Source organism: Evtepia gabavorous, from assembly GCF_003425665.1.
In the GTDB taxonomy this organism is placed as follows: domain Bacteria; phylum Bacillota; class Clostridia; order Oscillospirales; family Oscillospiraceae; genus Evtepia; species Evtepia gabavorous.
Genome location: NZ_QQRQ01000015.1, coordinates 12,566 through 39,563, shown reverse-complemented (window position 1 = coordinate 39,563; position 26,998 = coordinate 12,566). Strand labels below are relative to the sequence as shown.

The window sequence follows — 26,998 nt, the reverse complement described above, 5'->3', positions numbered from 1 at the left end:
TATGATTTCTGCCGGCGAATTTCGGAATGGCGTTACCTTTGAGATGGACGGCCAGGTTATGCAGGTCGTGGAATTCCAGCACGTAAAGCCCGGAAAGGGCGCTGCTTTCGTGCGCACCAAGATGAAGAATGTCATCACCGGCGCTGTGACCGAGACCTCCTTTAACCCCACGGCCAAGTTTGAGAATGCGTATGTGGAGAAGAAGGACATGGAGTACAGCTACAACGACGGCGACCTGTACTACTTTATGGACCAGGAGACCTATGACATGATCCCCATTGCCGCAGAGCTGCTGGGGGACAACTTCCGGTTTGTCAAGGAGAACATGCCCTGCAAGGTCAACAGCTACAAGGGCAAGGTCTTCGCGGTGGAGCCCCCCACCTTTGTGGAGCTGGAGGTCACCGAGACCGACCCCGGGTTCAAGGGGGACACCGCCACCAACGTGACCAAGCCCGCCACGGTGGAGACCGGCGCGGAGATCAAGGTGCCTCTGTTCATCAACCCCGGCGACAAGATTAAGATTGACACCCGCACAGGCGAGTATCTGGAGCGTGCCAAGGGCTGAGTCCCGGCATGGGAAAGGATGGTGCAACGATGACGATTTCGGAAAAGGTTGCGTATCTGAAGGGACTGGCCGATGGCCTGGACCTGCAGGAAAAGCCCTCCAAGGAGGGAAAGCTCATTGCCAAGATCATTGATATCCTGGAGGACGTGGGGTTCGCGGTGGAGGACCTGGAGGTTGAGGTGGAAGCCCTCACCGACGAGGTGGAATCCGTGGCGGAGGACCTGTCCGATGTGGAGACCATGGTCTTTGAGGATTGGGAGGATGAGGACGACGAGGACGCCTGCGGCGGCGGTTGCTGCTGCTCCTCTCTGGACGACGACGATTTCTTTGAAATCGAGTGCCCCAGCTGCGGCGAGGACATTGTCATCGACGAGAGCATCCTGGACATTGGTGAGGTCACTTGCCCCAACTGCGGCGACAAGTTCTCCATGGATTTGGTGGACGAGGCGGAAGCAGAGGACGAGGAATAATCGGACAAGAAACGCGCAACGCCCCCAGCCGGCCTGGCTGGGGGCGTTATTGTTTTTGCTTGGGGAAAGGGGGAACTATCCCGGTGTGGTCCCTAAAACCGAGTGGATGCCGTGGGCGTATCGCTCCCAGGCGGCGGTTTCCTGGGCCAGCTGGACAAGGCCCCGTTGGGTGATGCGGTAATATTTCCGGGTGCGGCCATTGGCTTCCGCCGGGTAGGACGTGACGCAGCCGCCGGCTTCCAGCTTTTTCAGCACGGGGTATAAGGTGCCTTCCTTCATTTGAAAGGTATGATCCGACCGGCGCTCCAGCTCTGAGATCATTTCATAGCCATATCGGTCCTGGTCCCGGAGCAGGGAAAGAAGCGGCAAAGATGAGTGCTCCAGCGATTGTTTATGTTCCATGAGAAAACCTCCGTTCCAGGGATGGTCAGTCAAAAGACAATGGCACAGAAGGAGGCGGGGGCCTCGGTGTGGTCCTCCAGATGCGCTTCCAATTCCTCTTGCAGGGCTGCTTTTTCCTGGGGTGTGACATGACGAAGGTGGGAGGTGACTTGTTGGGTGTAGGTACGGAAGGGCGTGTCCATGGGAACACCTCCTTTGAAAAAGAACGACCGTTTCTATCTAAAAACAGCGTACCTTGTGTTTCGAGGTATGTCAAGAAAAGAACAGCTCGGACATAGTCCGAGCTGTTCTTTTCGTAAGAATGGTCAGCGGGTCCGCTTCAGCAGGAGGGTTAGGAAGAACCACAGAGCCAGCAGAAGGGTGATGGAGGCGCCGGTGGAGGTGCCCAGGTAGTAGGAGACTATCAGCCCGCCGATGCCGCATACCACCCCGCCCAGGACGGAGACCAGGTGGTACTGAGGCAGGTTCCGAGCCACGTTCCGGGCGGCGGCGCCGGGGAGCACCAGCAGGGCGTTGATGACCAGCAGGCCCACCCAGGTCATGGTGATGGTCACCACCACGGCGATGGCGGCGGTAAAGAGGAAGTTTTTCCAGACCACCCGGATGCCCCGGCTGTCAGCCAGGGCCTGGTGAACGGAAGAGAGCATCATCTGGTTAAAGGAAGTGATCCACAGCACCAGCAGGCCCAGCAGAATCAGAGCCAGCAGGCCGATTTCCCCGGGGGCCACACTGAGAATGTCGCCGATGAGAAGGTTGTTGAATTTGGTAAAGCTCTGGCCGCCCAAGGTGCTCAAAAAAATGCCCAGGGCCACGGCAGCGGAGGAGAAGACACTGATGGCTGTGTCGCTGGCCATGTGGGTTTTCTGCCGGACCAGGGTAAAGAGCAGGGCGATGACCACGGAGAAGAGGACCGCCGCGCCCACCGGCTGTGCCAGGCCGCAGAGAGCCCCAATGGCCATGCCGGTGAAGGCGGAGTGCCCCAGAGCGTCGGAAAAGAAAGCCATACGGCTCTCCACCACCATGGTGGACAGCAGACCGAACAGAGGTGTGACCACCAGGACTGCCAGCAGGGCATTTTTCATAAAGAGCATGGTGTCCGGGGCGGCCCATTCAAAGGGGAGCCAGGAGAGGAGCCAATACCAGAAATTCACTGGGCACACCCCCCTTCCTCTCCCAGGTTCAAGTGGAAGACCGCCTGAAATTCCGGGGAGTGGAGGACCTCTCCAGGGGTTCCCACCTTCAAAATGGCCTGCTGAAGGAGGATGACCTTGTCAGCATAATGGCGCAGGGTGGAGAAATCGTGGGTGGAGAAGAGGATGGAGAGATCATATTTCTGCCGGATCTCGTCCAGCATATCCAGCAGCAGATGCTCTCCCCCCACATCGACCCCGGACAGAGGCTCGTCCAAAATGAGAATCTGCGGAATGGGCTCCAGCGCCAGGGCCAGCAGCACCCGCTGGAGCTCCCCGCCGGAGAGGGTGCCGATGCGCTTTTGAATCAGCGCCTCACCGTGGACCCGGGCCAGGCACTCGGTTACCTTGTCCCGCAGATGGCCGGGGACAGGCAGGAAAACCGGCCAGCGGCTGATGGCGGCGGCGAAGAAATCCAGGACACTGATGGGATAGCCCCGGTCGAAACTGGGGCTCTGGGGGACGTAGCCGATTTTGGGGTGGGAGGGATATCCCCCGGCCAGCTGAAACTGGATCGAACCGGAGTAGGGAATCTGGCCCAGGATGCTGCGGAACAGGGAGGACTTCCCGGCGCCATTGGGGCCGATCAGGGCCATGATTTCCCGGCAGTTGAGCTGGAAGGTGATATCCCGCAGGATGCTCTCCCCCTCCAGGGTCACGCCCAGGTCGCGGACCTGGAGCCGGCAGGTCCCCGGTTTGCCGGGCATGGGGATGCGGCTGTGGTTCTGTTTGGAAAATCTCATGCGTACGCCTCCCGAAGGGTGTTGACATTGGTTTGCAGCATCGCCAGATAGGCGGCGATGCCGGGGTCCTGCCCGTGGTCGCTCATCATCAGATCCAGGGAGAATATGGGAACACCACATTCCCGGTGAATCATCTGCGCGGTGGCATCGGCCCCGTTGACCTCGGTAAAGATGGCGGGAAGCTGGTGAAGGCGGATCTCCGCCACGATGTCCGCCACCTCACGGGCGGAGGCCTCGCTGCCGGCTTCCTCCTCCATGGCGCGGAGGATGGTCAGGTCGAAGGCGTCGGCGAAATAGGAAAATCCGTCGTGGAAGGTGATAAGTTCCCGACAGGAGAGGGATTCCAGGGAGGTCTTCATCAGGTCATAGGCCTGGGTGAGCTGTTCCCTTGCCAGCCGCGCGTTGGTGGCATACAGAGCCGCGTGGTCCGGGTCCAGCTGGGACAGGCCGCCGGCCAAATTCTCCAACATGGAGCAGGCCCGCAGAGGGTCCATCCAAATGTGGGCGTCCGCCTCATGCTCATGGCCGGCAGGGAGGATTCCCCCTTCGTGATGGTGTCCTGCGTCCTCCCCCTCCAGCAGAGGGATGCCCTGGGCGCAGTCAATCTGGGGCGTATCGCCCACAGTCTCCAAGGCGCTTTCCATGGACTCCTCCAGGCCGGCGCCGTTGCACACGATGATGTCGGCCCGTTCCAGGGCCTTCATATCTTTTACGGTGAGGGTGTAGTCATGCAGGCAGCCGATGGGCTGGTCGATCATCAGGGTGACGGTGCAGTCCGGAACGCCGCGGGTCACCTCGCAGGCGAAGAGATACACAGGGTAGGTGGTGGCGACGATTTGGGTCCGGCTGTCTTCTGTTCCGTCGCTGGGGTTGGGGGCGCAGGCGGACAACAGCAGAAAGAGGCCACCCAAAAAGAGCAGGCAGGTTCGTCTCATCGGCTCCCTCCTTTCATAAGATATCGGATGGTAATTCATTATACCCCAGGCCGTCAAGTTTGTAAAAGGAAAAGCCGGAAAAAAGCAAGAAAGTTTTAAGAAAGGAAAGAAAAACATAAGATTCTGGATTGCGTTTGGAGGAAACTCCGGTGACGTCCCGATGAGGAGGCGGGGTATCCTGGGAAGCAATCAATCCCAGGAGGAATGTTACATGGAATACTATCACAATCCCGGTAAGGCGCTGGAAATTGAGGTGGCGGGGGAACGGTACCTCCGTCATGGCATTCGGACGCACTTTGTGGAGGTGGGGGAGGACTATCTGGACCTCTTTCGCCGCTATGTGGTGCCGGTCTACCGGCCAGGGGACTGGGTGGCGGTGAGTGAAAAGGTGGCCGCCCTGTGCCAGGGACGGGTGATCCACCGGCAGGAGATTCAAGTGACCTGGCTGGCCCGCCTGCTGGCCAAGTGTGTCCGCCAGACGCCTGCCGGCCCGGGCATGGGACTGCCGGTCAAGATGCAGTTTGCCCTGGACCAGGAGGGACGGGCCCGGGTTTTGTGGGCGGCCTTGCGGGCGGGGTTGGACAAGCTCCGAGGGATTCATGGGACCTTTTACCGTCTGCTGGGGCCGGAGGTCCGGGGACTGGATGGGTTCTATGGGGAGGACATCCCCGCCTATGCGGATTTGGGCATCCGCATTCCCACGGAGCCGGACCTGCTGTGTGACCAGGTCTATGAAAAAACGGGGGTGCAGAGCTATATCGTCGATGCCAACGGCCTGGGCGTGGAGCTGATGGGAAAGTCATCGGGCATCACCGCGCCGGAGACTTGGCTCACGGAGGTGATCCGCGACAATCCGGCGGGACAAGAGGAACAGATGACCCCGTTTATCCTGGTGCGCCGGCTGAGGGATGTCGGCTGATTTTGCCACCCGTATGGAGTAAAAAACGGACCGTCCAAAAAGGACGGTCCGTTTTTTACTCATGTTAAGCTTTCTGTTACAGAAGATGGAATGCCAGCACCAAACCGGAGAACACAATGGAGACGGTGGAGCACAGCTTAATCAGGATGTTCAGGGAGGGACCGGAGGTATCCTTGAAAGGATCGCCCACGGTGTCGCCTACCACGGCTGCCTTGTGCTGCTCGGAACCCTTGCCGCCGTGGTTGCCCCGTTCAATGTACTTCTTGGCGTTGTCCCAAGCGCCGCCGGCGTTGGACATAAACACAGCCATGGCAAAGCCAGTGACGGAGACGCCGCCCAGCAGGCCCACCACGCCGGTGGGGCCCAGGATCAGGCCGGTGATGATGGGAACAATGATGGCCAGCAGAGCGGGGGCCACCATCTCATGCAGGGCACCCTTGGTGCACAGCGCCACGCACTTGCCGTACTCGGGGTCGGTCTTGCCTTCCATGATACCGGCGATCTCCCGGAACTGGCGGCGAACCTCTACCACGATGGACTGGGCTGCGGTCTGCACAGAGCGCATGGTCATGGCGGAGAAGACAAAGGTCAGCATGGCGCCGATGAACAGGCCAACCAGCACAGTGGGGCTGGTCAGGGTGAAGTTCAGGTTCTCCACGGTACGGTCCTGTACAATGTTGACATAGGAGACCAGCAGAGCCAGCGCGGTCAGGGAAGCGGAGCCGATGGCAAAGCCCTTGCCGGTGGCAGCGGTGGTGTTGCCCAGGGAGTCCAGGGCGTCGGTACGGTCACGAACTTCTTCGGGCAGGCCGGACATCTCGGCAATGCCGCCAGCGTTGTCCGCCACGGGGCCGTAGGCGTCGGTGGCCAGGGTGATGCCCAGGGTGGAGAGCATGCCCACGCCGGCGATGCCGATGCCGTACAGGCCCTGGTTGAAAGAGAGGCTGAAGCCGCCCATCTCATCCAGGATGGAGGTGGTGCCGCCTGCGGCGAAGTAGGAGATCAGGATGGCCACCGCCACGATCAGGATGGAGGCGATGGTGGACATCAGGCCCAGGGAAATGCCGCCGATGATGATGGTAGCGGCGCCGGTCTCGGAAGCGGCGGCCAGCTTTTTGGTGGGCTTATAGTTATCAGAGGTAAAATACTCGGTGAAGTAGCCGATGAGAGTACCGCCGATCAAACCGCAGAGGATGGCAATGAAGATGCCCCAGCAGTTGTTCTCCGGGCCGAGAATGAAGTAGCACAGGGGGGCGGCCACGATGGCGGAGAGGATGGCGGCGGTGTAGGTACCGGTCCGCAGGGAGGTCAGCAGGCTCTTCTGGGTGGCGTCCTCCTTGGTCTTGACCAGGAAGGAGCCGATGATGGAGCAGATGATGCCGCACACGGCCAGCGCCATGGGCAGCAGCATGCCCTGCCAGCCGTAGCCGGCGCAGGCACCCAGCGCGAAGGTGGCCAGGATGGAACCCACGTAGGACTCATACAGGTCGGCGCCCATGCCGGCCACGTCGCCCACGTTGTCGCCCACGTTGTCGGCGATGGTGGCGGGGTTGCGGGGGTCATCCTCGGGGATGCCGGCCTCCACCTTGCCCACCAGGTCAGCGCCCACGTCAGCGGCCTTGGTGTAGATGCCGCCGCCCACACGGGCAAACAGAGCCATGAAGGAGGCGCCGATGCCGTTCATCACGATGATGTTGCCCAGCTGGACAGGATCGGTGATGCCGGCGCCGAAGTGGAGAATCATCAGCCAGATGCTGATGTCCAGCATGCCCAGGCCCACCACGGTGAAGCCCATAACCGCGCCGGAGGAGAAAGCCACCCGCAGACCGCGGTTCAGGCTCTCCGATGCGGCCTGGGCGGTACGGGCGTTGGAATTGGTGGCGATCTTCATGCCGATCAGGCCGGCCAGCATGGACCAGATCCCGCCGGTGAGGAACGCGAAGGGGGTGAATTTGGACAGCATCTCGCCGCCGCTGGCAAAGGCGATGATCACCAGAACCACAAAGACCACAGCAAAGACCTTTGCGACGGTGGAGTACTGATGCTTCAGATAGGCGTTGGCACCCTCGCGGATGGACTGCGCGATCTTCTGCATCGTGGCATTGCCCTCTGAGTAGGACATGACTTTCTTGCGTTGGATTGCGGCAAACAGCAGCGCCAGAACAGCGCCGATGAAGCCGATCCACAGATAATTTTCCACGAACGACACTCCTTTTCTTTTTGCACATTGCCTGGGAAAGACAATGCGGAAACGAATAACACACCAATTTTAGCATAACCGAAAGGATTTGCAAGTCTCTCCCTCTTTTTTTTGTGAATTCAAATAAATTTCACAAAAACCACAAAAAAGAGAGGGAGGAATTGGCGAAAAAGGGCAGAGTTACAAAGAGGGAATTCCGGGCTCTTTTTCCCCTCAATTCCGGCCCCAGGTAGAGGGCTGGAAAAGAATCAAGATGGGGAAGATCTCCAGACGTCCCACCAGCATGGCCATGGAGAGCACCACTTTGCTCAGGGAAGAAAAGGCGGCAAAATTGCCCAAGGGCCCCACCGCCTCCAGACCGGGGCCGGTGTTGCTGATGCAGGCCAGGGCGGCAGAGCAGGAGGTGGTCAGGGAAAAGCCGTCCAGGCTCACCACCAAACAGGTCCCGCCCAGGACCAGGAAGAAGCAGGTGAAGAAGACAAAGACGGTGTTCAGGGTCTCCTCATCCACCGCCTTGCCGTCCAGCTTGACCACCTTCACCGCCCGGGGATGGGAGAGCCGGCGGAGGGAGCGGCGGGCGCAGCGGAGCAACAACAGCACCCGGGAGGCTTTGAGACCGCCGGCGGTGCTGCCGGCGCATCCGCCCAGGAACATCAGCAGCACCAGGACAAACTGGGAGACGGTGGGCCAGAGGGCGAAGTCCGCCGTGGAAAAGCCTGTGGTGGAGACCACTGAGGACACCTGAAATAGGGTGTCCCGCAGGGCATGGCCGGCGGATTCATACAGGGGAAGGACGTTGAAAAAGACAATGGCCGAGGACAGCGCCACGGCGAGAAGGAAGAACCGGAGCTCATCACTGCCCAGCGCCTGGCGCAGCCGCCCGGTGAGGACCAGAAAAAAAACGGCAAAATTCAGGGAACATAGGAGCATGAAGACTGTGATGATGACCTCACAGGCGGGCAGGCCATAGGAGGCGATGCTCAGATTCCGCACAGAGAAGCCGCCGGTGCAGACGGTGGCGAAGGTGTTGACCACAGCGTCGTAGAAGGGCATGCCGGCCAAGCAGAGGGCGAGAATTTCCAAAAGGGTGAGGGAGATGTAGATCAGATAGAGGATACGGGCGGACAGGGCGGTCTTGGGCACCAGCTTGTTGCTCACCGGGCCTGTGGCCTCCGCCTGGACCAGCACCTGGGTCCGGCCCCCCACCTTGGGCAGGAAAGCCAGGGTGAAGATCAATACCCCCATTCCCCCAATCCAGGAGGAGAAGGAGCGCCAAAACAGAATGCCGCGGGGGAGGGACTCCACCTCAGTGAGAATCGAGGCGCCGGTGGTGGTGAAACCAGAGACAATTTCAAAGAAACAGTCGGCAAAAGAGGCGAATTCTCCAGAGAACCAGAAGGGAAGGGCGCCGAACAAGCTGAGAAAAACCCAGATGAGCCCCACCACGGCGAAGCCCTCCCGGGAGAAGAAATCCGGCCGGGCCCGAAGGCGAACCAGCAGGCTGCCCAGCAGGCCAACCAATCCAATGGTATACAAAAAAGGCTTGGGGTCCTCCCGGTAAATCAGGCAGACCACCAGCGGAAGCAGCAGGCACAGAGCTTCCAGCTGCAAAGTACGTCCTAACGTGCGCAGCATCAGTTTGTAATTCATAATCTATGTCACAGACAGAGCGGGGAGGGGCCGCCCTTTGACCGCAGGGGAGGGGCGGAACGACTCCGAGAAAGTGGAAGGGACGGGGACTGCTATGGTTTTAAGAAGATATCCCGGAAGGTCTGGATGCCCTGGCCATGGGAAATGACGATTACCCGATCCCCAGGGGAGAGCACCGTGCCGCCGGAGGGGACAACCACTTGATTTTCGTGGAGCAGGGCGACGATCAGAAAGCCCTTTCGAATTTCCAGGTCCTTCAGGGGAATGCCCAGATGAGGGGTATTTTCGTGGAGGATGAACTCAGCGGCCTCCACATCGGTGTCGGAGATGCGGTACAGGGCCGTCATGACGCTGCCGCTCTTATCCTCAAAGCCCCGAACCAGCCGGAGAATCCGGGCCACGGTGATGAGCTTGGGGGCCACCACGCAGTCCAGACCGGCGGCCTGGACCACGGAGGAGTAGTTGACCCGGTTGCACTTGGCCACCACCTTGCGCAGTCCCTGCTGCTGGGCGTAGAGGGCGGAGATCAGGTTGTCCTCATCCCGCCCGGTCAGAGCGATGAAAGCGTCGTTGTTGGTGAAGTGCTCTGAGAGCAAGAGCTCCTGGTCGGTACCGTCCCCGTGGAGAATGAGAGCCTCTGGGAGGGACTCTGAGAGCCGGCGGCAGTGTGCCTCGTTGCTCTCCACCAAGGTTACCCGCACCCCCATGGAGAGGAGCATCTTGGACAGGTAATGGGCGATGCGGCTGCCGCCGATGAGAAAGGCGGAGTGGATTCCCGGCAGGTCCCGGCCCAGGGTGCGCAGGTAGGAAGAGAGGTCCTTGGGGGAGCCGGTGACATACAGCTTGTCCCCCACCCGGGGTACAAAGTCTCCGTTGGGGATGATCACCTCTCCCTTCCGCTCTGCGGCGGAGAAGAGGATCGACAGACTGCTGGCCCGACGGAAAAGGTCGGACAGAGGAATCCCCACCATAGGGTCTCCCTCCTGCACACGAATGCCCAGCATCTCCACCTTTCCCCGGAAGAAGGTGTCCACGTTGGCTGCGGCTGGGAAGCGGAGCAGCCGGGAAATCTCCAGGGCGGTGGCATATTCAGGGTTGATGACCGCGTCGATGTTCAGGTCCTTCTGCAGGGCGGGCAGGTCGTCGGTGTAGGCCAGGTCCCGAATGCGGGCGATGGTGAACTTGGCGCCCAGACGCTTGGCGGTGAGGGCGCAGAGCATGTTGACCTCATCCAGGTTGGTGGTGGCCAGGACCAGATCGGCATCCTCCACCCCGGCCTCCCGCAGCACGGAGGGAGCGGCGCCAGGGCCCTTGATACACATCACATCCAGGGTGTCGCTGGCCCGGTGGATGGCGGTGTCGTTTTGGTCGATGATGGTCACGTTGTGGTCTTCCCGGGAGAGATAGGCGGCCAAAGTGGAGCCCACCTTGCCCGCCCCGACGATAAGAATGTTCAAAGCAGATCCGCCTTTCCAAAAGCGGGAGGGAACCCGCTGAAATGAGAAAGTTGTCGCATAAAGATTGTATTATCATAGCACAGATAAGATTAAGAAGCAATTAAGAAGCTGTCCAATCTTTGGGCGGGAACGGGGGTTTTTCTTTGAAAAAGAGAAAAACTGTGTTATGATACAGAAGAGGTTGGGGTTTGCCCTGAGAAATGTGGAAGCAGGGGGGAAGGATTATGCATCAAATGGACTTGACGGAGGGCGTCATCTGGAAAAAATTGATCCTTTACGCCGGGCCGGTGGTGCTCTCTTCCCTGCTGCAGTCGGCCTACTCCATAACGGACTTGATTGTGGCCGGATGGTTTATTGGCAAGGATGGCATTTCCGCCATCAACAACGCCAGTCAGGTTATGATGATTTTAACCCAAATTATCATGGGAATTACCACCGGGGGCAACATTCTCATGGGGCAGTATTTTGGCAGCAAGGACCGGTCCAACCGGGTCAAGACGAATCGGACGATGTTCGGTTTCGCCCTGTCTGCGGGGGCGCTTCTGTCCGTGCTGCTCTTCCTGCTTAGCCGTCCCATTCTGGCGGCCCTCCGGGCGCCGGCGCTGGAGGAGGCTACGGCCTATCTCCAGGTGTGTTCCGCCGGTCTCATTGCCATCTTCGGATACAATGCCTTGGCGGCCATGCTCCGCTCTGTGGGCAACTCCAAGCAGCCCTTTTACTGTGTGGCCGTGACAGCGGGCTGCAACATTGCGCTGGACTGTCTGTTTATGGGGGGCTTCCGATGGGGCGTGCGGGGCGCGGCCCTGGCCACGGTGCTTGCCCAGTGGGCCAGCTTTGTGGTCTGCCTGGTGTATGTGCTGCGTCACCGGGACTTGTTTGGCCTGGTTCGGCGGCAGATTTCTTTCCACAAGGATAAGATGGTCCAGATTCTCAAGCTGGGGATTCCCTGCGCGGTGCAGATGACGGTGGTGGGGCTGTCCTGGCTGGCGATGACCTTTCTTATCAACGCCTACGGGGTGGAGGCCTCCGCGGCCAGCGGGATCTGCGCCAAGGTAAAGGACGTGGCTCTGCTGGTAACCATCGCCCTCTATACTGCGGCCACCACCATGGTGGCCCAGTGTCTGGGTGCAAAAAAGTTTGACCGGGCCAGCCGGGTGGTCCATGTGGCCATGCGCCTGTCCCTGGCGGTTACGGCGGTGCTCATTCTGGGGATTGAACTCCTGGCCCCGCAGATTCTGTCGGTGTTTCACCCCGACCAGGGGACCATGGAGATTGCCGTGAGGAATCTCCGCATTGAGATTTTAGGGCAGATTTTCTATGCCAGCTTTATGGTGTACAACGCCCTGCCCATGGGGGCGGGGCATACCATGTTTGCCTTGGGGTCCAGCCTGCTCAACTGCATTGTGGTCCGGGTGATCCTGGCCCTGATTTTGAACCATTTCTATGGCCTGGTGGGAATTTTCTGGGCCTGCGCCATCGCGCCGGCCTCCTCGGTGCCCCTGGGGTACCTCTATGAACGGACTGGGGTCTGGCGGCGGGCCTTGGTGCAGGGAGAGGAATCCTAAGGGAGTGGGGTGCGTGTCCGAAGGGGAAAGGTGTCAGAAAGATAGAACAGCTATCAAAAGGTGTACCTTTTGATAGCTGTTTTTGTTGGGATGATTTTATAACAAAATGGCAGAAAATGCAAGAGTTTTCTCCTGAAAAATTATCATTTTTGATTAAACAATCATGTCATTTCGCCAGATTGTCAACACTGTCAAAAGGTACACGTTTTGACAGCTGCAAAAATGGAGGAGGAAGCAATGAAAAAGAGAGGTTTATCGGTATTGCTATTGTTTTGCATGCTGCTGACGATGGTGCCGACTGTGGCAGTTGCGGCGGAGGAGGGGCCTGCGCCGGATATTCCCACAGGGGCGATCTATGTGTCGCAGGATGGTGTTGCAGACGGCGATGGCCAATCTGCCCAAAGCGCGTTGAAATTTGATGAAGCAATGGCCAATGCCAAAGATGGCAATGTGTTCGTCGTTGTCGGCACGGTAGAAATGGAGAACTGGACGACGCCGGAGAAAGATATTACGATCTGCGGCGCGAACGAGAACGCTGTATTAAAATTTGCCGGGTATTATGGCAAAGAAAATGTTTGGCTTTCGTTACAGGGAGATCTCACAGTTGAAAATTTGACCCTGGCATTCTCCAAGCAGCAATACGCACAAGCGAATGGCGGAGCGTCGCTTCCTACTTTTATTTTTGCAAACGGCCATACGCTTCACCTGACAGAGTCCTCTGTGATCGATACACCAGAATGGAAAAGCTCCCCCAATAGTTCCAGCTCCAATATGGTGAAGTCCTCGGTATACATTTTCGGTGGCGGCAACCGGGAGAACGATGTTACCGGCGACACGCATCTGATTTTGGAGATGCAACTTAAAAACGAAAAATCCATCGTATATGTCTATGGCGGCGGCCGATGCAGCGACGTATCCGGCAACACCAACGTCGAACTGAAAGGCGAAGGCGTTCATGTGTACTCCGTTGTCGGCGGCGGCCTGGTGGATGAGGATGAAGGGGCCGCAAATGTTGGCAAAAACACCAACATTACCATCAGCGGTGGCGCGTGGGCCGGCGATACCGAGGTATCTTCCTCTCAACCAGATAAGATTGCTGTTGCGGGCGGCGGCCACATTTTGAGCAATGATCCGAGCATGATCGGCACCAATTCTGATATTAAAACCGCGACGACCAACGTTGGCGGTGAGGTACATATTACTCTGAATGGAATCACCGGCAATTTGGTGGACTGTATTGTCGGCGGATGCTACGACGCGGGCAAGTCGAACGCAGAGAAGATTACGGGCACGACGGGGCCAGTCAAGATTGACATTGATAATTGCCGCTTTGAAAGCCAATTCCATCGTATTTTTGGCGGCGGATATGTTGCCTGGGGAGGGAACAACAGAGACATTCAGGTCAAAGGCAACGTTGAGATTACTGTGGACCATTCTACGGTACAGTATCTCTATGGCGGTGGCTGCGGTATCACAGCCGCATTGCCTCTGGTCACCGGCGATGTTAATATAACGCTGACAAACAGCATCGGCGCGGATTCAAACGGAGCCTATATGCATCGCGGTATCTTTGTCAGTGGGCAGAATAAAAACCAAGCTGGCGGAGACATGGTTCTGGGCAACGCAACGCTGACGCTGAATGAATGCAAGTGTAACTATATTCACGCCACCGGTGACGGCGCTGGTACCGCTAACAAGGTTGAGATTTTTGTTAATGGAGGAGGCTCTACCGAAAGTAACGCCGAATATATTTATAACAGCGATACTTCCTATGGTATTGCCCAACGACATCCTAATGCAACGGTTCATATCAGTGGCAATGTTCCGCTCACACAGTTGAGAGGCTTCCAGCACGTTAACATTACAAATGGCAGTACTTTGCAGCAATATAGTTCGGAAGAGACTCTTCTTGATAAGCATGACAGAGTATTGAATGAAAACGTGAACATGGGTGAAGGTGCTAAACTGAACCTCACTGGTTCTGGTAATGAAATCAGCGGCGCGTTTGATATGAAGAAAGACAGCACGCTGTATATTGCCGGTGCAAATTATTTTACTGTTGGCGGCACGGTAACAACGGCGGATGGCGTAACATTTGAAACGGATGAAAATGGTGAAACGACTGGCTACGATCGTCCTATCCGTGATGGCCGTGTATTTCTGTATTCCAAGACTGCCCACGATGTTGGCGGTACATTCTTTGCTTTCCCGCAGGGTACGACTATCAGCCCTCAGCTTGTGGCAGAGGATAGCACCGCTCTACTCGTGGCCAAGCATCAGTGGAAGCTGGCCGCCAAGCCCTTTATCCTCAAGCCAATCGAGCTGACCAAGTACATCGCGGGCGGCGAGCACAACCACGATGATCCAACAGCTTCCAACTGCTTCCCTGATCCGCGCTTTGTTGGCTTGGATGAGGATGCAGAGATCAAAGTGAATGGCAATGTTTGGAACAAGTCTGAGCACCATGGCCAATATCCGTTCGTAATCAACTATTACGATAAAGATGGCACCCTGCTGGAAGATGACCACAAGCCGGGCACCTATGTTGCCAAAGTGGAGCCGAGCGATGGAATTAAGCTTACCAATATTACGATCAATGGCTGCAAGATCAAGACAGAAGACAGTCTGCTGCACATCCGCAATGTTTCCGACGTAGCTGGTATTGAGAATATCGATCAGTTCGCCAGCGCGATTCAGTCCGGCGAGCCGACCGGCGCGGTAAAGGACGCGACCGCGGTGATTCCGGATAGCACGAACTACCTGGTAAACAACCTTGCGGGCCAGATACCGAACGCAGACGCGGATATTCGTCTGCTCCACGACGAATTGCTCAGTGCTGCGGCGGCGGAAGACCCCTTTATGAAAGTATTGCAGCAGCGTCTGGAGGGCACACTGGAGGGTGCGACAACAAGTGATGTCAAGGTAGAGGCCGACCCCAACCGCCAGTACGCCATGAAATACCTGGACCTGATTGACGCCAACGACAGCAACCTGCTGGTTTGCGCCCAGGGGGCGTATGACATTTATCTGCCCTATCCTGCGGGAACCGACCAGAACACGGAATTTGCGCTCTATCGTTTCGACGACCTGAACCGCACCTATACCCAGGCAGACAGCGGAGAAGGCGCGCTGGACAATATTAAAAAGACTTCCATTCGGAAAGTTGAGGTCACGAATGAGAAAGCAGGGATCAAGTTTACCGTGCCTGCCGATTTTGCCAGTGAGAAAAATTACTCCATCGGTGCCATGGCGCTGACCTGGGTGAAGGAATCTTCGGGGGGCGGTGTGACCACCCGGTATACCCTGTCCTATGACTCCAACGGGGGCATGCAGTACAAAGACGAACGGTACGTCAGAAATACTGTGGTCCAACTGGACAAGGTGCCCACCCGGGAGGGGTATACCTTCACCGGCTGGTATGCCGACAAGGAACTGACCCAGGCCATCACGGAGATCAAGATGACCTCGAACAAAACGGTCTACGCCGGTTGGGAAGAGACGGATGTCCCCGGCATGCTCAATGGAGAGGACCACTACGCTTATGTGGTGGGCTATGAGGACGGCACAGTGCGCCCCGGCGGGAACATCAGCCGGGCCGAAGTGGCCACCATCTTCTTCCGGCTGCTCCAGGACCAGGTGCGCCAGGAGAACCTGACCACTGACAGCGCCTTTGCTGACGTTGGCGCCGGTGACTGGTACAACACGGCCATCTCCACCATGGCGGAGCTGGGCATCTTGAGGGGCCGGACCCCGGATACCTTCGTCCCCAATGCCCCTATCACCCGGGCGGAATTCGCGGCCATCTGCGCCCGGTTTGACACCGGGGAGAACGCGGACGGCGCCACCTTCCCCGATCTGGCGGGCCACTGGGCCAAGGAGGAAGTGGAACGGGCGGTGTCCCTGGGCTGGATTATGGGCTATGAGGACAACACCTTCCGGCCGGACAAGGCCATCACCCGGGCTGAGGCGGTGACCATGATCAACCGCGTCCTCCAGCGCAATCCCCAGAGCCCCGAGGTCCTGCTGAAGGACATGGTTACCTGGCCGGACAACCAGGACCCCAGCCAGTGGTACTACCTGGCCATCCAGGAGGCCACCAACAGCCACGACTATGAACGCACCACAGGCATCTATGAGACCTGGATCCAGCTGCGGGAGACCCCCGACTGGTCCCAGTATGAATAATCAATCAGGGTTTTGCGGCGAAGAAAACCGAAAGAGCCCCCAGCGCCAGAAGGGCGCTGGGGGCTCTTTCACGGTTAGAGAGGGACTATCCCCGTGCCGGGGAAACCCATTCCATCAGTTGTTCCACGGAGACAGACTGGTTCATGTTGTAGCGGTGCAAGCCCAGCAGAGACTGGGGCTGCCCCTTGATGAGGGTATTGGTGCCCTCCTCGGTGGTGAAGGAGATGTCAAAGCCGTTTTCCAGCAAGGTGACCTGGGCAAGGGAATTGTACCGGCCGCTGGGATAGGCGATAACGTGGACGTTTTCTTCCCCCGTGCCGTTCTGAATGGCCTGCCGGATTTTTTGACAGTCGGCGGAGAGGGATGCCCGGTAGTCCGCCTCCGATTCCCCCTCTAAGGGCAGGATGGTCTCCCGGGGCTGGTCTGTGGACTCGTAGGGGCCCCACTGGTGCATGTCATAGGTGTGGCTCTGCAGGGAGATCACCCCGGAGGCCACCATCTCCGCCCCCTGCTCGTAGGAGAAGTGGGGGGTAATGGGGTACGCGGTGTCTTTGTAGTGCTCGGTATTTCCCGTGGTGGCCCCCACCATAAAGATGGTGGCCACCATGCCGTACTTTTCCAAAATGGGCCAGGCATATTCGTAGTTGCTCAGGTAGCCGTCGTCAAAGGTGATGACGATGGGCTTGTCCGGCAGGGCCTTGCCCTGGTTCACATAGGCGGCCAAGTCGTCCGGGAAAACGGCGGTGTAGCCTGCCTGGGCCAGGGCGGCGATCTGGGCCTCGAAGAGCGCGGGGGTCATGGCGGTGGAGTCGTTGCCCTCCTGGTCGATGTGGTGGTACATGAGCACGGGAACCTCCGCGGTATAGGACTGTGCGGCCAGAGGCGCGGCCTGGGCCATGTCCGCAAGGTGCTCCTGGACGTTGTCCGAGGTGACATAGACACCGAAGTCATCGGGAATGTACAGGGAGTCATCCCCGAATATCCGGGCCAGAGCCATCTCACCCACGCAGTTGCGGAAGTGGGTCTCGTCGTAGAAGTACCGGGGTTCAAAGCTGACCGAGCTGTAAGAGAAATCCCAGTAGGGTGTGACCTGGGCCAGACGGGTGTAAAAGTCGGCCACTTGGTCCCAGGAAAAATAGTCCATGTAATCCGCGTACACCGGGGCGCAGAGGACAATGAGGTTGATCCCGTTCTCCTGGCACAGGTCCCGGATGCGGGTCAGACTCTCCAGGGTTCCGGTGATGGCCTCCTCGTTGGTGGTGTTGGTGGCCTCAGGGTAGTTGGCGAAAACGGGATATGCCTCCAGGTATCGGTCCATATTTCCGATGGGCTCGGCATCCCGTACTTTTTTGTCGTAGGCGCCGGTAACAGGGTCAAAGACATCGAAGGTCTGGGTGAGGTAGGTGTCCTTCCGCAGGGCCTTCAGCTTGTCCAGACTGTGGCGGGGGTCCATGAAGAGGTATTTGGACAAAAACGCGGCGGCGTTTTTCCCTGTGGTCTCCGGGGGCATGGCGTAGGACAGAGGGTCTGGCTCGGTGTTGTAGTCTTTCGCGTTGTCCAGATAGACGTTGACCACCAGATTTTTGACTTCATAGTTCTCCACCAGGTAGAACGCCTGCTCTTCCACATCCAGCATGTCCGCACCGTACATAATCATGTTGTAAAAGCTGGCGTCCAGGTAGGAATTGAGGGACTCTACCGGGAAGGAGCTGGTGGAGGAACAGCCTAAAATATAGGAGTCATAGTCCTGGTGATGGTCTTTCAGATAGGTGATTTTGGCGGTGCGGGGGTTTATGGTCATCTCGTAGGAGGGCCACTCCAGGGACTTATGGGAAAAGACCCCAAAGGGGTCCACCCAGTAGTTGAACCCGACCACGGCAGCCCCCAGCAACAGAACCGTAGCCAGAAAACAGGCCAGCCATCGTTTGGAATCCATGGGAACCTCCTGTTGTTAGAATTGCTTGTAGATAAAATCCGAGGAGATGTAGTCGGCCCGCAGCACGCCGAAGCAGAACAGGACCACCAGCGGCACCAGAATGGCCACCCATTGCAGGAAGGGGGACTGCCGTTCCAGCATGGGACGGATGGGGCCTTTTTTCTCCTGATACCATTCGGCCAGCAGCAGGGTAGCCACGCCCAAAAAGAGGATCAGAAAGTCTCCGCCGCCGAGTCCCAGGGTCATCAGGGTGCCGTTCCAAAGGTCGGGCAGGTTGGGGTGGAGAAAGGTCTCCTTCACCATCCAAACCGCGGTGAGGAACCGGGGCGCCCGGGTGATGTACCGGCCGAAAAAGACCAAAAGATTGGTGCGGACCAGCTGGAACAGATGCCAGCCTTTGGACTTGTCGTTGATACGTAGGGCCTGCTTCCAGCGCAAAAAATACGGGGCCAGCAGCAGGGAAAGGGTGATGATTCCGCCGTTCCAGAAGCCGAAGGCCACATACCGCCAGTTGGCGCCGTGCCAGATGCCGATGACAAAATAGACCAGGAAAGTGGCCAGGGAGGTGGGGAGAATTTTCCCCAGCTTGCCCTTCAGATGCTTCCGGGTGAACTTGCCCAGCTTGCCAAAGGGCTTGGACAGGGAGAGAGGGTAGAAGAGGTAGTCCCGCATCCAGGCCCCCAATGTGATGTGCCAGCGCCGCCAGAAGTCGGTCAGGGAGGTGGAGAACAGAGGGCGGCGAAAGTTCTCCGCCAGGTCGATGCCGAACAGCCTGGCCACCCCACGGGTGATGTCAATGCCGCCGGAGAAATCCCCGTACAGCTGAATACAGTAGAAGAGAACACCCACCGCGAGAATGCTGCCGCTGTAAGACCAGGGGTCGTCCAGCACGGTGTTCACCAGCACGGCGGCCCGGTCCGCAATCACCATCTTTTTGAAATACCCCCAAAGGATCAGCTGGATGCCGTACTTTAGATCGGTGTAATCCAAACTGCGCCGGGCAAAGAGCTGGGGCGCCAGGTCGTTGAACCGGCTGATGGGACCCTGAACCATCTGGGGGAAGAAGGAGACAAAGAGAAGAAGTTTGGCGAAGTTCTTCTCTGGCGCGTACTTGTCCCGGTAGACGTCGATGACGTAGCCCACAGACTGGAACATGAAAAAGGAGATGCCCAGGGGCAGAACCAGCTCAGACAGGGGGATTTGGGTCCCGGGGCGGAGCTGGTCGGCCAGGGGCTGGAAGAGGTCCGCGGTGAAGTTCCAGTATTTCAGCACATAGAGCAGGCCAAAGTTCGCCAGGCAGGCGACCAGAACCACAGCCCGGCGATAGGGTTTGTATCGCGCGGTGATCGCCTTTTTCTCCTCTTTGGGGGCGGCCCGGCGCAGGTCATTGAACCGCCCCAGGAGAAGCCCCGACCCATAGACGATGACAGCGGTGTAGAAGACATAGAGGACGGTCTTGCCCCCGCCCACACAGTAGAAAACCATGCTGGCCGCCAGCAGGGCCATCCACTGGACGCGCTGGGGCAGCAGGTAATACGCCGCCACCGACAGGGCCACCAGGACCAGAAAGGGGAGTGTGGTAAAGGACATGGTTACGCTTTTCGGGCCTGGATCAGGGCCAGAATGGCCTCCACAGAGTTAAAATTCTCGGGGACCAGGTCATCCACCGTGATTTCCACGTCAAAGACGTCTTTGATCTCAGAGACAATGGTGACAATGTCCAGGGATTCCAGAATTTCGTCGTCTACCAAGGCGGTTTCAGCCTCAAAGTCCACGCCGGGCACTGCCTCGGTCAAGATTTGGAGAAGTTCTTCTTTCATGGTTTCATACCTTCTTTCTCAGGATAGCACAGCACAACGGAGCGGCGTCCGTCCGGGACGAAGCCCCGCCGCTGATAGGCGGTTTGGGCGGCCAAATCGTCAGAGCGGGTCCACACAACACTTTTGACACCGCCGATGGCACGGAGATACCCGTCCAGCAGAGGGCGGGTGCGCCCGGTGCCCCGGAGATCGGATCGGACCGCCAAATGACGGATTTCTCCGGTGTTCCCTACCAGGGAAAAGTGGAGCAGACCTGTGATCGCGCCCCCTTCCTCCAAGGTGAGTACACGGCCCTGGCGCAGGTCCCGGTCCAGTTCTTCCCGGTTGGGAAGGCAGCCGGTCAGGGGGGAGAAATTGGACTGCAAAAAGGCCTGCACAGAGGAGAGCGCCTCCGGCGCCGGGGTAGAAAGGGGGAGAGCCGGCTCTCCCGTCTCTCCCGCGGGGCGGGAGAGACGAAGCCGCTCCAGCACAGGGACAAAGCCCTGGGCGGTCAGATAGGAGACGGTCTCCCGAAGTCCTGTGTCCCGGGGGCGGAAAGCCACTTCGGTGACGGTGGGAGGGGGCAGCTCCGCGCCCAGGGGAACGGTCAGATCCCCCAGATAAAAGGTGAGGCGGGTGTGGTCCCCCCGGTCCCGCAGCAGCAGCAGCCCCGCCGGGGTGGCCTGCGCCCGAAGGGTGCCGGCGGCAATGGCCGGTCCATATTCCTCTGGGCTGACCATGGTGTTGGTCCGCACGCCCCGGTGGAAGTGTCCGGTGACCAGTCGGGCCAGGTCCTCATAGGCGGTGATCGTTTCCATGAATCCATTCCTCTTTCAGCTTGGGCCGGTCGATTTTTCCGTTGGGATTGTGGGGCATCACCGCCACCTTATGGTAGAGATTGGGCACCATATACCGGGGCAGGCTGGCCCGGGCCAGCTTGGCGATGTCCTTGCTCTCCTGGCTGCCGGTGTAGATACAGTGAATCCGGTCTCTTTCCGGGTCAAACAGGCAGGCCACCTCTTCCATGGAGGGGATGCTGTTGAGCACGGTCTCGATCTCACCCAGCTCGATGCGGTACCCCATGTGCTTGATCTGGCCGTCCTGTCGGGTCAGGAAGGTGAACAGACCTGCTTCGTCCATCACCGCCAGGTCGCCGGTTCGGTAGATAAGATCGGGGTAGTTGGGGTTGCGGGGGTCCTGAATAAAAGCCGACCGGGTCTTGTCCCACTGGCCAAAATATCCCTTGGCCAGACCGATGCCCCGGACGCAGAGCTCCCCCGGCTGTCCTGGGGGCACGGGCTGGAGGTGCTCATCCAGGAGAAAGACCTCTTTGTTGGCGCAGGCCCGGCCGATGGGAATTCTCTCGCCGTCGGCGAATTCCCGCTGGATGGGGTACCAGGTACAGTCCACAGTGACTTCCGTGGGGCCGTACAGGTTGGTGTACTGCACCGCTGGCAGGGCGGCCCGCCAGCGGTTGAGCTGCTTGGCCTGAAGGGCCTCTCCACCCAGAATGACGGTACGCAGGTGGGAGGGAACCTTTTTCTCCAGCACGCCGGAGTTGGCCACCAGATGGAAAGCGGAGGTGGCCCACACCAGGGCGGTGACCTTCTTTTCCTCCAGGAAATCCATGAGGAGGGTGGGGAAGAGGAAATCCTTCTTGGGAATGATGTGGGTGGTGGCCCCGCATTTCAGCGTCAGATAGATGTCCTTTACAGACAGGTCAAAGTAGAAGGGGGCCTGATTGCCCATCACGTCCTGGTGGGTAAACTGACAGGCGTCGGCCATCCACTCGGTGAAGTCAATGACGCTGCGGTGGGCGATGACGATCCCCTTGGGGGTGCCGGTGGAGCCGGAGGTGAAAATGGCGTACACCGGGTCGATGTCCAGCACCCGCCCCCGGCGGGCATCCAGCAGGGCGTCCTGGGGGGGATGGGCAAATCCCTCCTCCGCACACAGCACCGGGCACAGGTCCGCCAGGGCCTGGGCCAGGGTCTCCTCCCCGGCGGGGTAGACCAGCGCGGCAGGGGAGAGGGTCTCCAGAATCCCCCGCAGCCGGGGCAGAGGCATTTGAAGGTCCAGGGGGACATAGAAATGTCCGGCTTCCAACACCCCAAAGAAGGCGGCCAGGTTGGCCGCGGTGTGGTTGACCAGCACCGCCACGGGCCGGTTGTGCTGGGGACCCAGATCGGCCAACGCGGTGCCCAGGCCCCGGGCGCAGGCCCGCAGCTGGCCGAAGGTGAAGGAACGGGCTTCATCGGCAAAAGCCAATTTATGGGGGAACCGGGCGGCCGAGGAGTCCAAATAGTCTAAAACGTTTTTCTGCAGCATCTCAGGAGCCTCCCAAAAGGAGAACAACCGTTCTGGGATGAAAACGATCTACCAGAAGGTGTTCAGACTGAATTGCTTTTAAGACATCATATCATACCATATTCTACACAAAAGCGCAAGAACCTTCCCCTCCGGGACCCGGAGGGGAAGGAAAGAGAAGGCTATTTCCTCCCATACAGAAGGCCCACGTCAGAGAGCATCCACGGGGCCTGCACATAGCGGGGAATAAAACCCTGCCGCTCCACATGGGGGATGTAATGGAGCTCCTGCACCCCTGCCTGCCGAAGCTGGGACAAAAAGTCCGTCATGTCTCCGTACAAGGATTCCTTCTCAAAGAGGTCCTGGAAGGCGAAGCAGCCCCCTTTCTTGACCACCCGCAGGGCTTCCCGTACCACCTCACGCTTGTCCGGCTGGGTGCGGACCTCATGGAAGACAAAGTTGCTGACGGCGGCCTCGAAGGTTTCGTCGGGGAAGGCCAGGTGGGCGGCGTCCCCCTTTTGGAAGCGAACCCGGTGGGAGACCCCTTCGGCGGCGGCGTTCTGCTGGCACTGTTCCTTGGCGTAGCTCCACGCCGCGCCCCAGTAGTCCACCCCCACCAGGCTGGCGTTGGGAAACCGTTTGGCGCAGCGGATGGTGAGGGCGCCGGAGCCGCAGCCGATGTCCAGCAGGGTGCCCCGGCCGTCCCAGGGCAGATGGTCCGTCAAATACTGGTGGACCTGTCCCATGAGACCGCCCCGGTTGAAGTCGAACAGAACGCGGCAGCGAAGCATGTACAGCCAGAGTATCACGGCGGCGGCCAGCAATCCCCCCACAAGGAGCGTAAGTGCCGTGGGGCCATCCAGAACAATCAGCAGGACTTCGCCCGCCAGAAGCGCACCGGCTATGGCGGCCAGCCTTTTCATGAGGGCCAGGGGGACCCAGTTCCCATAGTCTGTTTTCTTCTGATCCATGTGTGTTCCTCCTTAGATAACGGTTGTTATGTTTTGTTATGTAAAAAGCCCGGAGCATTCGCTCCGGGCTTTAGCCTTTGCTGTTTTTTTGTAAGAAAGCGATCAGAGACCGAAAACCGCCGTCGGCGTAAATTCCGGTCTGTTGGGTCAGCCGCAGCACATGTTCCATAGAATACTCTCCCTTGAGCAGTTCCAGAGTTCCCTTCATCCGCATTTCCACCAAAATCCGGATCAGTTCCGCATCCGCGTCCGGTGCGCCGTACCGGTGAAAAAACAGGGAAAAGGCGGACCGCATCGTGTCATACAGTTCCTCTCGAAAGGACGCATATCGCGTCCCCTTGGCCCCTTCCAGCAGGAGCAGGGCCTCCTCCCGGTGGCGGTACAGAAAGGCCATGAAGCGGAGGTCGCAGTCGGGGCCAGTGTCTGGGTGTTCCAATTCCTCCGAGGCCAGTTCATGTCCCAGCTGGGTCAGTTGTTGGGCAGTGTCCTGTACGATCTGGGCGAACAAATCCTCCTTGTTTTGGAAGAAAAAATAGACCGCTCCCGTGGTCACCCCGGCAGCCCCGCAGATGCGGCGCAGGGAGGCGTGCTCAAACCCCCGGGAGAGAAACTCCGCCTTGGCGCAGCGCAGCAGGCGCTGTCTGGTCTGCTGATCTTGTTCCCCCATCGGCGGCCTCCTCTTTTAGATGGTTTGCGTTTGCTAACCATTATACTACGATCCCATCCCAAAGGCAAGGGGGATGGGGAAAAATCGAAGGGGCTGCCCACGTCAAGAGGACAGCCCTTTGCGGGCCAAACGGGCGTTGACACCCTGCCTGGCCAAAGTGTAGAGAACGGAACAGAGGGGAACGGCCAGCAGCATGCCCGCCAGCCCAAAGGCGTTGCCGCCCACCGTCACCGCGGCCAGGACCCAGATCCCGGGCAGCCCCACGGACTTGCCCACCACCCGGGGGTAGATGAGGTTGCCCTCCAGCTGCTGGAGAATGACGAAGAAGAGGATAAACCACAGGGCTTTTATGGGACTGACCAGAAGAATCAGGAAAGCCCCGATGCCCACCCCGATGAAGGCGCCGAAGATGGGGATGAGGGCGGTGAAGCCCACCAGGACCGAGATCACCCCGGCATAGGGCAGGCGGAAGATCAGCATACCCAGGAAGCACAGGGTGCCCAGAATAACCGCCTCTGTGAGCTGGCCGGTGACAAAATTGGAGAAGGTCCGGTTGGTCATGCGGGCCACGTCGGTGATCCAGTGGGCCCATTTTTCCGAGAAGAGAGCCCGGACCACCTTTTTCGCCTGACCGGTCAGAGTCTCTTTCTGGGCCAGCAGATAGAGGGAGAAGGCGAGGGCAAGCACCAGGTTGACCACCAGAGAGAAGATGGAGGAGGTGATGCCGATGGTGGTGTTGAGAAAATCCTCTCCATACTTGGAGAGAAAGGAGGTGATGTTGTTTTGCAGCTCTGCGGAATTGAGCGAGAATTCCGGCAGCTGAATGGAGTGGGCCTCCAGAAAACCCGCCAGGTTGTTCCACCAGTGCTCCAGATGGGTCAGCCGGCTGGGGAGCAGGCTGACAAAGTTTACCACGCTGTCCTTCAGGGCAGGGACCACAATGAAGAAGATGGCGAAGACAACCCCCACCAGCAGCAGAGTGCTCACCAGCAGGCACACCGGCCGCTGGGCCCGTTTTTGCCGGGGGCCGTACCGTTTTCCCCAGGCGCGCCGCCAACCCCGTTCCACGGGGCGGAGAATGACATTGAGCAGAAAGGCCAGACAGCCGCCCAGCAGAAAGGGCAGGAAGATGGAAAAGACCGTGGAAAGCATCTGTCCGGCCTGCCCAGGGTGGTTGAGCCCCCAATAGAGCAGCAGCCCGAAGGCGATGAGCAGGGCTATCCGCTTCATGTTTTTCTTGTTTAAGTCCATCGGAACACCGTCCTCTCCTATGGTGGGCCATTTTACAGGAAATGGTTGGAAAAGTCAATCCTTTGGGAGCGGAACCTGGGGAATGCCCAGGGAAGAGAGAAAGAAAACAGCCCTAACCGTTTGGTTAGGGCTGTTTGGTGCGCGAGGCGGGACTTGAACCCGCACGTGCGTATTGCACACTAGAACCTGAATCTAGCGAGTCTGCCAATTCCACCACTCGCGCGTTGTTTGCTCTGTCGGAGTTCCGTGTCTCGTTCAGTGCGAGACTTATAATACCATAGGGGTGGGCAGCTGTCAAGGGATTTTTTCGACTTTTTTCAGATTTTTTGGAAAAAGTTTTCCGCCCCGGGCGGACCGGGCCCGCCCGGGGCGGAGAGAGGGAATCGCTTCCTTACTTGGTTCCGAAAATCCGGTCCCCGGCGTCCCCCAGGCCGGGGACGATGTAGCCGTGGTCGTTGAGCTGGTCGTCCACCGCGGCCACGTAGATCTCCACATCAGGGTGGTCCTTCCGTACCCGGGCGATGCCCTCGGGGGCGGCCAGGATGTTCATCAGCTTGATGTTTTTCACGCCGTACTCCTTGACAAAGGAGATGGCGGCGGAGGCGGAGCCGCCGGTGGCCAGCATGGGGTCCAGGATGATGACGTCCCGATCGGCGATGTCCGTGGGCATTTTGCAGTAGTATTTCACAGGCTCCAGGGTGTCCGGGTCCCGAAACAGGCCGATGTGCCCCACTTTGGCGGAGGGGATGAGGGTGAGGATGCCCTCCACCATGCCCAGCCCCGCCCGGAGAACGGGGACAATGGCCAGCTTTTTACCGGCCAGCTGGTAGGTCACCGCCTTGGCCACGGGGGTCTGCACCTCCACAGCCTGGAGGGGGAGGTTCCGGGTGGCGTCATAGCACATGAGGGTGGCGATTTCGCAGACAATCTCCCGAAAATCCTTGACCCCGGTGGTCTCATCCCGCAGGATGGAGAGCTTGTGCTGCAGCAGGGGGTGATCCAATACGTGTACCATTTCCATTTGTTCCATTTCTCCCTTTCTATTTATTGTGGATGGGGCGTCTGGGCGGCCTGCTCCCGTTCCAGTCGTTCCCGCTCCGCCTGAGACAGCCGGTGATAAACCGGCACAAGCTGCGCGGGGGAGAGCGTCTGGCCGGCCTGGGCCAGCGCCAGGGCCTGACGGGCCACCCCCCAGGCGCTCTGCATCCGCAGATTGGGGGGGGCCAAAACAGCGGGGATGCCCGCGGCGGTCAACGCGTCATAGCAGAGCTGGGCGCCGTCCCCCACCACCAGTTGAGGGGTTTGGGTCCCTGCCAGCTCCTGAACCAGGTCGTCCAGAGAGATGGCCCGGTCCGGCGTCAGGCGGCGGGGGCACTGCCCATCCACCTGAAACCGGGCGTTGTAGATTTGATGCCGGCGGGCATCCATGGCGGCGCAGACCTGGCCGGAGAACCCAGCCAGGTTCCAGGCCATGGACTCCAAGGTGGAGCAGCCGGCGCAGGGGCGCTGGGCGGCCCAGGCCAGCCCTTTGGCGGTGGCAACCCCGATGCGCAGCCCGGTAAAGGACCCGGGGCCCGCCGCCACGGCGATGAGGTCCAGGTCCGCCGGGGTGAGGGAGCAGCCCTGAAGCAGGTGCTCCACCATGGGCAGCAGGGTTTGGCTGTGGGTCAGGCCGCTGTTTTGGAAGGCCTGGGCAATGAGGGTTTCGTCCTCGCACAGGGCGGCGGAGGCCGCCACGGCGGAGGATTCCAAAGCTAAGATTTTCACAGGATGAGACCCGTCCTTT

23 protein-coding genes and 1 tRNA gene are annotated in these 26,998 nt (G+C 59.0%); 5 read left to right on the top strand and 19 right to left on the bottom strand.

Going from position 1 to position 26,998, the window contains the following annotated elements:
* The first annotated feature begins 1 nt into the window (after position 1).
* Positions 2-565 (top strand): elongation factor P, encoded by a 564-nt coding sequence (gene efp / locus DV520_RS08765; RefSeq protein ID WP_021920893.1) that lies wholly within the window; start codon positions 2-4, stop codon positions 563-565.
* 29 nt (positions 566-594) lie between these two features.
* A complete protein-coding gene (locus DV520_RS08760) occupies positions 595-1,035 on the top strand; it encodes a CD1247 N-terminal domain-containing protein (RefSeq protein ID WP_242984676.1) in 441 nt (146 codons plus the stop codon).
* 75 nt (positions 1,036-1,110) lie between these two features.
* On the opposite strand, the gene DV520_RS08755 is transcribed toward DV520_RS08760, so the two are convergent.
* From DV520_RS08755 to DV520_RS08740, 5 genes are all read right to left on the bottom strand, one after another.
* Positions 1,111-1,437, bottom strand: a complete 327-nt coding sequence (locus tag DV520_RS08755) for a PadR family transcriptional regulator (RefSeq protein WP_117142471.1) — start codon at positions 1,435-1,437, stop codon at positions 1,111-1,113.
* Positions 1,438-1,466: 29 nt separating this feature from the next.
* Positions 1,467-1,619 (bottom strand): hypothetical protein, encoded by a 153-nt coding sequence (locus DV520_RS12325; protein ID WP_021920890.1) that lies wholly within the window; start codon positions 1,617-1,619, stop codon positions 1,467-1,469.
* A gap of 123 nt (positions 1,620-1,742) precedes the next feature.
* A complete protein-coding gene (locus DV520_RS08750) occupies positions 1,743-2,528 on the bottom strand; it encodes a metal ABC transporter permease (protein WP_117142483.1) in 786 nt (261 codons plus the stop codon).
* A 56-nt stretch (positions 2,529-2,584) separates the two neighbouring features.
* On the bottom strand, positions 2,585-3,370 hold the full coding sequence (locus DV520_RS08745) for a metal ABC transporter ATP-binding protein (protein WP_021920888.1): 786 nt from the start codon (positions 3,368-3,370) through the stop codon (positions 2,585-2,587).
* The gene (locus tag DV520_RS08740) at positions 3,367-4,305 is read right to left on the bottom strand and encodes a metal ABC transporter substrate-binding protein (RefSeq protein WP_021920887.1); all 939 of its coding nucleotides are present in this window, start codon (positions 4,303-4,305) and stop codon (positions 3,367-3,369) included. Before DV520_RS08740 ends, DV520_RS08745 begins: the two co-directional genes overlap by 4 nt.
* Before the next feature lie 211 nt (positions 4,306-4,516).
* Here DV520_RS08740 and DV520_RS08735 point away from each other — a divergent pair, with 211 nt between their 5' ends.
* On the top strand, positions 4,517-5,224 hold the full coding sequence (locus DV520_RS08735; RefSeq protein ID WP_021920886.1) for a hypothetical protein: 708 nt from the start codon (positions 4,517-4,519) through the stop codon (positions 5,222-5,224).
* 76 nt (positions 5,225-5,300) lie between these two features.
* On the opposite strand, the gene DV520_RS08730 is transcribed toward DV520_RS08735, so the two are convergent.
* From DV520_RS08730 to trkA, 3 genes are all read right to left on the bottom strand, one after another.
* The gene (locus DV520_RS08730; protein ID WP_021920885.1) at positions 5,301-7,424 is read right to left on the bottom strand and encodes a sodium-translocating pyrophosphatase; all 2,124 of its coding nucleotides are present in this window, start codon (positions 7,422-7,424) and stop codon (positions 5,301-5,303) included.
* Between the two features lie 213 nt (positions 7,425-7,637).
* A complete protein-coding gene (locus DV520_RS08725; RefSeq protein WP_117142469.1) occupies positions 7,638-9,074 on the bottom strand; it encodes a TrkH family potassium uptake protein in 1,437 nt (478 codons plus the stop codon).
* A gap of 92 nt (positions 9,075-9,166) precedes the next feature.
* Entirely contained in the window at positions 9,167-10,531 is a 1,365-nt protein-coding gene (gene trkA, locus DV520_RS08720) for a Trk system potassium transporter TrkA (RefSeq protein WP_117142468.1), read from the bottom strand.
* Positions 10,532-10,755: 224 nt separating this feature from the next.
* Here trkA and DV520_RS08715 point away from each other — a divergent pair, with 224 nt between their 5' ends.
* Together DV520_RS08715 and DV520_RS08710 are read left to right on the top strand one after the other, a co-directional pair.
* Positions 10,756-12,096, top strand: a complete 1,341-nt coding sequence (locus tag DV520_RS08715; protein WP_021920882.1) for an MATE family efflux transporter — start codon at positions 10,756-10,758, stop codon at positions 12,094-12,096.
* A gap of 720 nt (positions 12,097-12,816) precedes the next feature.
* Complete coding sequence (locus DV520_RS08710; protein ID WP_165850078.1) at positions 12,817-16,281, top strand: S-layer homology domain-containing protein; 3,465 nt, start codon at positions 12,817-12,819, stop codon at positions 16,279-16,281.
* Positions 16,282-16,366: 85 nt separating this feature from the next.
* On the opposite strand, the gene DV520_RS08705 is transcribed toward DV520_RS08710, so the two are convergent.
* The 11 genes from DV520_RS08705 to tsaB form a co-directional block, all read right to left on the bottom strand.
* Positions 16,367-18,217, bottom strand: a complete 1,851-nt coding sequence (locus tag DV520_RS08705) for a polysaccharide deacetylase family protein (RefSeq protein ID WP_117142466.1) — start codon at positions 18,215-18,217, stop codon at positions 16,367-16,369.
* A 15-nt stretch (positions 18,218-18,232) separates the two neighbouring features.
* The gene (locus tag DV520_RS08700; protein ID WP_021920878.1) at positions 18,233-19,807 is read right to left on the bottom strand and encodes an MBOAT family O-acyltransferase; all 1,575 of its coding nucleotides are present in this window, start codon (positions 19,805-19,807) and stop codon (positions 18,233-18,235) included.
* A gap of 2 nt (positions 19,808-19,809) precedes the next feature.
* Positions 19,810-20,037 (bottom strand): acyl carrier protein, encoded by a 228-nt coding sequence (locus tag DV520_RS08695; protein WP_021920877.1) that lies wholly within the window; start codon positions 20,035-20,037, stop codon positions 19,810-19,812.
* Positions 20,034-20,834 carry a GNAT family N-acetyltransferase gene (locus DV520_RS08690; RefSeq protein ID WP_117142465.1) on the bottom strand — a complete coding sequence of 267 codons (801 nt, stop codon included), beginning with the start codon at positions 20,832-20,834 and terminating at the stop codon, positions 20,034-20,036. Before DV520_RS08690 ends, DV520_RS08695 begins: the two co-directional genes overlap by 4 nt.
* Positions 20,812-22,344, bottom strand: coding sequence for an amino acid adenylation domain-containing protein (locus DV520_RS08685; RefSeq protein ID WP_117142464.1), 1,533 nt, complete (start codon positions 22,342-22,344; stop codon positions 20,812-20,814). The genes DV520_RS08690 and DV520_RS08685 overlap by 23 nt, the downstream gene beginning before the upstream one ends.
* Before the next feature lie 161 nt (positions 22,345-22,505).
* Positions 22,506-23,294 (bottom strand): class I SAM-dependent methyltransferase, encoded by a 789-nt coding sequence (locus DV520_RS08680; RefSeq protein WP_117142463.1) that lies wholly within the window; start codon positions 23,292-23,294, stop codon positions 22,506-22,508.
* Positions 23,295-23,364: 70 nt separating this feature from the next.
* Positions 23,365-23,961: a TetR/AcrR family transcriptional regulator gene (locus DV520_RS08675; RefSeq protein ID WP_117142462.1), complete on the bottom strand. Its 597-nt coding sequence runs from the start codon at positions 23,959-23,961 to the stop codon at positions 23,365-23,367.
* A 102-nt stretch (positions 23,962-24,063) separates the two neighbouring features.
* Positions 24,064-25,212, bottom strand: coding sequence for an AI-2E family transporter (locus DV520_RS08670; protein WP_021920872.1), 1,149 nt, complete (start codon positions 25,210-25,212; stop codon positions 24,064-24,066).
* Positions 25,213-25,347: 135 nt separating this feature from the next.
* Positions 25,348-25,435 (bottom strand) — tRNA-Leu (locus DV520_RS08665).
* A 168-nt stretch (positions 25,436-25,603) separates the two neighbouring features.
* The gene (gene upp / locus DV520_RS08660; RefSeq protein WP_021920871.1) at positions 25,604-26,233 is read right to left on the bottom strand and encodes a uracil phosphoribosyltransferase; all 630 of its coding nucleotides are present in this window, start codon (positions 26,231-26,233) and stop codon (positions 25,604-25,606) included.
* A gap of 23 nt (positions 26,234-26,256) precedes the next feature.
* Positions 26,257-26,979, bottom strand: a complete 723-nt coding sequence (gene tsaB, locus DV520_RS08655) for a tRNA (adenosine(37)-N6)-threonylcarbamoyltransferase complex dimerization subunit type 1 TsaB (RefSeq protein WP_117142481.1) — start codon at positions 26,977-26,979, stop codon at positions 26,257-26,259.
* Positions 26,980-26,998: the final 19 nt, after the last annotated feature.